General features: G+C 32.4%; 6 protein-coding genes. All 6 read left to right on the top strand.

The genetic code is table 11. From position 1 onward, the window contains the following. Positions 1-8 precede the first annotated feature (8 nt). Genes ABIQ27_RS01570 through ABIQ27_RS01545 form a run of 6 tightly spaced genes read left to right on the top strand, consistent with a single transcriptional unit; the run spans position 9 to position 5086 of the window. A complete protein-coding gene (locus tag ABIQ27_RS01570) occupies positions 9-170 on the top strand; it encodes a glycoside hydrolase family 99-like domain-containing protein (protein ID WP_348031416.1) in 162 nt (53 codons plus the stop codon). Between the two features lie 15 nt (positions 171-185). Next, complete coding sequence (locus tag ABIQ27_RS01565; protein WP_348031414.1) at positions 186-1082, top strand: glycosyltransferase family 2 protein; 897 nt, start codon at positions 186-188, stop codon at positions 1080-1082. Between the two features lie 6 nt (positions 1083-1088). Beyond that, positions 1089-1982, top strand: a complete 894-nt coding sequence (locus ABIQ27_RS01560; protein WP_348031412.1) for a glycosyltransferase — start codon at positions 1089-1091, stop codon at positions 1980-1982. Positions 1983-1992: 10 nt separating this feature from the next. Further along, the gene (locus ABIQ27_RS01555) at positions 1993-3201 is read left to right on the top strand and encodes a hypothetical protein (protein WP_348031410.1); all 1209 of its coding nucleotides are present in this window, start codon (positions 1993-1995) and stop codon (positions 3199-3201) included. Between the two features lie 20 nt (positions 3202-3221). Further along, positions 3222-4085 (top strand): FkbM family methyltransferase, encoded by an 864-nt coding sequence (locus tag ABIQ27_RS01550; protein WP_348031408.1) that lies wholly within the window; start codon positions 3222-3224, stop codon positions 4083-4085. Then, positions 4070-5086, top strand: coding sequence for a glycosyltransferase family 2 protein (locus ABIQ27_RS01545; protein ID WP_348031407.1), 1017 nt, complete (start codon positions 4070-4072; stop codon positions 5084-5086). Before ABIQ27_RS01550 ends, ABIQ27_RS01545 begins: the two co-directional genes overlap by 16 nt. The last annotated feature ends 70 nt before the right edge of the window (positions 5087-5156 follow it).

Below are 5156 nucleotides of genomic sequence, written 5' to 3'. Positions count from 1 at the left end.
TAAATAAAATTGTAAATGAATATAGGAACCATCCTGAAAACCCTAATTTTGTTGTAATAAAATCCTGGAACGAATGGGCAGAAGGTAATTATCTGGAGCCTGATTTAAAATACGGACATGAATGGCTAAATGCTGTCAAAGAAGTAAAAAATGATTTTAACAATTCATAATGCAGACAAATTGATATGTTGGTATCTATAATAATTCCCTGCTATAATCAAGCCGAGTTCATTGATGAGACTTTGTTGTCTGTTTTCAATCAGCAATATGCGCAATGGGAATGTTTGCTGATTGATGACGGAAGTACCGATAATACCGCAGAAATAATCAATAAATGGGTAATAAAAGATAACCGGTTTTCTTACCACAAAAAAGAAAACAAAGGTGTTAGCGCTGCCAGGAATTTTGGTCTTAGCAAAGCTAAAGGTGACTTTATACAATTCCTTGATTCGGATGATTTGTTAGCTTCTGATAAATTATTGATTTCAATTGATGCTATTCAAAAGCAGGAAGTTGATATAGTATGTTCTAATTATTTGATTTTTTCAAAAACCATAACCAATACATTTCCGCCTTTTTCCCAACTGGAAAAATACGAGTTTAACTTTTATAATTTAGCCCGATATTGGAATGACGGATTCACAGTACCAATTCATTGCTGGTTTTTTAAGGCTGCCTTGCTAAAGGATATTCAGTTTCCGGAAGGTTTAACAGCTCAGGAAGATTGGGTAACGTGGCTGAGGGTTTTTCAAAATTCCCCAAAAACATATTACATTCCAAAGCAATTAGCGCTGTACCGAAAAAATCCTAACGGACGGACTAATACCGCAGTTTTTTTTAATGAAACGCTTCAGGCATTAGATTATATGAAGCAGTTTATAAGCGATGCTGACTTTCAACTACTTTATGAAGCTGTTATCATGCGCTATAATAGTAGCATGGTTTATTGGAAAAACAGGCAAATGGCTTTGAAAAAATCCAATTCATACCAATTTGGATTATTCTGTAAAAAACTCATCAAAAAAATAGGTTTGTTACCTTTGGCCAAGAAACTATTTCAACAAACCAAACTCACTAAATAATTTCATTTGCTAGCTATTGTCATTCCATATTTTAAAATCAATTTCTTTGAAGCTACCTTACTTTCATTAGCTAATCAAACAGATAAGCGATTCAATGTATATATTGGAGATGATGCAAGTCCGGAAAATCCTTCGTTAGTACTAGAAAAATACCAAAAGGATATTGATTTTAAATACAAACGATTTGACAATAACATCGGAAGCATTTCTCTTGTTAAGCAGTGGGAACGTTGCATGGCAATGACTCAAAATGAAGAATGGATTATGATTTTGTGTGATGATGATGTTTTGGGCGAAAATGTTGTAGCCGAATTTTATGCTGCAATGGAAGAAGTGAATCAGCAAAACATCAATGTTATTCGCTATGCCACAGTAGTAATTGACCAGGATTCCAAAGAAATCTCAAAAGTTTATGAACATCCCAAATTAGAGAAATCTACCGATTTTTTGATGCGAAAAATTAAAGGTGGAACCCGGAGTTCATTGAGTGAATTTATTTTCAGGAAAAAAGTACTCGGGGAAATTAAATTCAAAGAACTTCCTTTAGCATGGTTTGCTGATTATTTGGCTGTTCTCGAATGTACCTATTTTGGATATATCTATACCATCAACAAAGCTTTGGTTTATTTCAGATTAAGCGACATTAATATTACGGCTAAAAAAGATGATTCACTTCCGAAAAATATAGCTGCGTTTAATTATTACTATTATTTGCTGAATAAAAAAGGCTCTTTTTTCAATGCTGAACAAACCGAAATATTATTATTCAGACTTGAGAAAACCTTTTTAGACAATAAAAAAAACATAAACTTTTGGTTGCTTTTTACAAAGTTGTACATTTCAAAAATGTATCTGAAAAAATATGGTATTTTTATTGCCAAAATAGTCAAGTCCATTTAAAAAACAGAAAATGATAAAATTCCTGGTTATAGCTCAAGACTTAAGAGTCTCTGGGACAAGTGAAGGAATTGTTTCCCGATCTTTTTTATCAAAACTAAGAACGACTTACCCAAATGCGTTGATAGATGTTGTGTATCTCAAAAGTCATCCAAGTGAAGACCAACTTGATCTATTGCCGGTAGATTCAATAAAAACGCACATTCTAAATCTTAAATATCCTTTTTTCATCCTATTGATAAACAGATTATACTGGAGAATTTTTCATGTTTCATTGGCAGCAAGACATCGAACGAACGTTTATCGCTCCTATATTGAAAAGATTGACCATCAAAAATATGATCATATTTTTATCAGAAGCGCAGGATTGGCTCACGAAACGATTTTAGCGGCTAAAGATTTGCCAATTCTGAAAAGAGCTATCATTAACTTTCACGATCCGTATCCCGTTTTTTGGTATGTAGGTTCACAAAGTAAATTGACAAACCTGGAAATGTTCAAAATGAAAGAAATGATGAGCGTTGTTTCTCAGGCAAAAAGATGCATGAGTGCCGCAAACACCTTGTCAAACGATATGGAATATTTGTACGGAACCAGGAAAAAATTCTATACGCTGCCACATCAATATGCTGATACTGTTTTTGATTTATCTGATACTGGTAAAGTTTTACAAAAAAATAAAAAAATTACCATTTCATATCACGGCGCAATCCAGTTCGGAAGAAACATTGAAATCTTGCTGGATGCTTATGAGGAATTAGTGGAAAGCAATACTGATTACAAGGAAAACACAGAATTTGTGCTGCGCATTAAAGGCACAGATATGGATAAATTGAGAGCAAGATATTCGTCAACAGCCAATATTGTTATTTTAGACACGCTAAATTTTTCTAATTCGTGTTTTGAACAGAAGCATTCGGATATCAATATCATTTTGGAAAATGGCCCAATTTATTGCAATATTTTAGTTGGGAAAGCACCATTTTTGGCAGCAACAAATAAGCCTATACTTTCTATATCTCCGGCAAGAAGTGAAATGAGAATGATTATAAAAGATAATCGATATATTGCAACTTGTACTGATAAGGAAGAAATCAAACAAAAATTAGAAACCTTAATTATCCAAAGATTAAATTCAGCAGAACCGGTTTATCCATTTGGGGATTATTTTAGTGATGAAAAATTCAAAAATTCATTAGAAGAAATATTTAAAAATAATTAAACGACAGCTACGCACTCATCATGAGACAAATAATCGCAAAATTTTTACTTCTGATTTATAACAATGTTAAGAGAAGCAACTTACTTAGAAACCTGATTAAGGGATTAATTGGAGATAGGAAGTTTGTATTTGATTTCAATGGTTTGAAAATATGCGCGAGTCCCAATTCCGCAATCGAATCAAATATTATTTTTAACAGTTACAATGAAGTCATAATTCTAAAACTGATAGAAAACTACGCGGCAAAAGGTTATAATTTTATAGATATTGGTGCAAACATTGGACTTCATTCGATATCAGCTGCAAAAAGCAACCCTAATATTGAGATTTTTTCTTTCGAGCCGGAAACTAATAATTTTAATTGTTTCATCCGAAACATTGATTTGAATGACATTGGGAATATCCGACCTTTTAAAATGGGATTAGGAAATTTTAAAGGAACAATATCCATGAATATCAATCAGGATTGGAATAAAGGAAGACATTCGCTTAAAGTCAGTTTCGGAGAAAACACAAAAAAATTAAATATTCCATTAACGCGTCTTGATGATTTTAAAGAATATATCAATTGTGAAAACCTGCTTCTAAAAATTGATGTTGAAGGTTTTGAAAAAGAAGTTATTGAAGGCGGTGAAAAAATCATCGGTGAAATTAAACAAGGTGCAATTATCATTGAATTGCTTGAAGAAATCAATGGTCTTGATGTCTGCAAATCAATTGTGGAAACTTTAAAAGCAAGCGAATTTGATGCTATTTATAAAATCCACGCAAACCAATTTATCAGTGTAAAGGAATTCGAAGGAAGCGCTGATTATATTCTTGTCAAAGGCAATGATTCTCAGAATTTGTTCAATAATTTTAATAAAAAATGCGAAAAGGTTTAAACCCACATAAGGATAAGCAACAGGAAAAATCTGAATTCATTCATCAGGTTATAATTCCGGTTTATATACCCAATCAGCAAGGTTATTTTAAAGATAGTTTCAGGATTCTTCAAATCTGTTTGGAATCGCTGTTTAAAACAGCCCACAGCAAAACTTTTATAAGTGTTATCGATAATGGAAGTTCCAATGAGATAAAAGAGTATTTGGATAGTTTATTTACCAGCCAAAAAATACACGAAGTCATTCATACTGCCAATATCGGGAAATTAAACTCTATTGTAAAAGGACTAGTTGGAAACAATATTGAATTAGTAACCATATCTGATTCGGATGTTTTTTTTCTGGAAAATTGGCAAAACGAAACGGTAAAAATATTCAATGCTTTTCCTAAAGCGGGAGTTGTTGGAGTCGTTCCTCAGTTTAGGGTTTTTTCTCATTTATGCGGTAATTTGATTTCAGAAAACTTTTTTTCGAAGAAATTGAAATTCACTGAAGTTAAAAACCCCGAAGCTATGAAGAAGTTCTTCCATAGCATTTGGGGCGAAGACAGTTTCAATCCGGTACATCTAAAATGGAATCTAACGATTGAAAATAAAAAAGACATTGCTGTTGTAGGTTCCGGACATTTTGTGGCAACCTATAAGAAAAGTATTTTTCAGGAAACAAGAACGTATTTCGACTTCAAAATGGGTGCAGATACAGAGAAATATTTAGATGAAATGCCTTTGAAAAAAGGGCTATGGCGATTGACAACAAATGATAATTATGCTTATCACATGGGCAATGCTTTTGAAGATTGGATGCAGGAAACCTTAGATAAAATAGCTCCTAATAACGTAAAACCTGAAATCTTATTGCCAACTCGTGATGTTAAAGACAGTAGCAAAATAGATTACTTTACTAAGAACAGACTTTTCATGAAATTCTTTTCTAATAAAACAGTGCGAAGATTTTTTTATAAAATTAAAGGCTTGCCAAAAGATGAAATAGCTAATTATTAAGCTTAGAAAAGCAGAAATTAGTTATTTTTACTTCCATTTCAATACATTTTGATGAACAACAAACCATATT

The sequence above is a fragment of the Flavobacterium sp. genome, from assembly GCF_039916025.1.
In the GTDB taxonomy this organism is placed as follows: Bacteria; Bacteroidota; Bacteroidia; order Flavobacteriales; family Flavobacteriaceae; genus Flavobacterium.
Note: the sequence above shows the minus strand (reverse complement) of the source record. Positions and strands in the feature narration are given on the sequence as shown.

Bases quoted from the DNA above. Each gene is read 5' to 3' on its own strand.
- ABIQ27_RS01545 (WP_348031407.1), top strand. From the start codon at position 4,070: ATGCGAAAAGGTTTAAACCCACATAAGGATAAGCAACAGGAAAAATCT.
- ABIQ27_RS01550 (WP_348031408.1), top strand. From the start codon at position 3,222: ATGAGACAAATAATCGCAAAATTTTTACTTCTGATTTATAACAATGTT.
- ABIQ27_RS01555 (WP_348031410.1), top strand. From the start codon at position 1,993: ATGATAAAATTCCTGGTTATAGCTCAAGACTTAAGAGTCTCTGGGACA.
- ABIQ27_RS01565 (WP_348031414.1), top strand. From the start codon at position 186: ATGTTGGTATCTATAATAATTCCCTGCTATAATCAAGCCGAGTTCATT.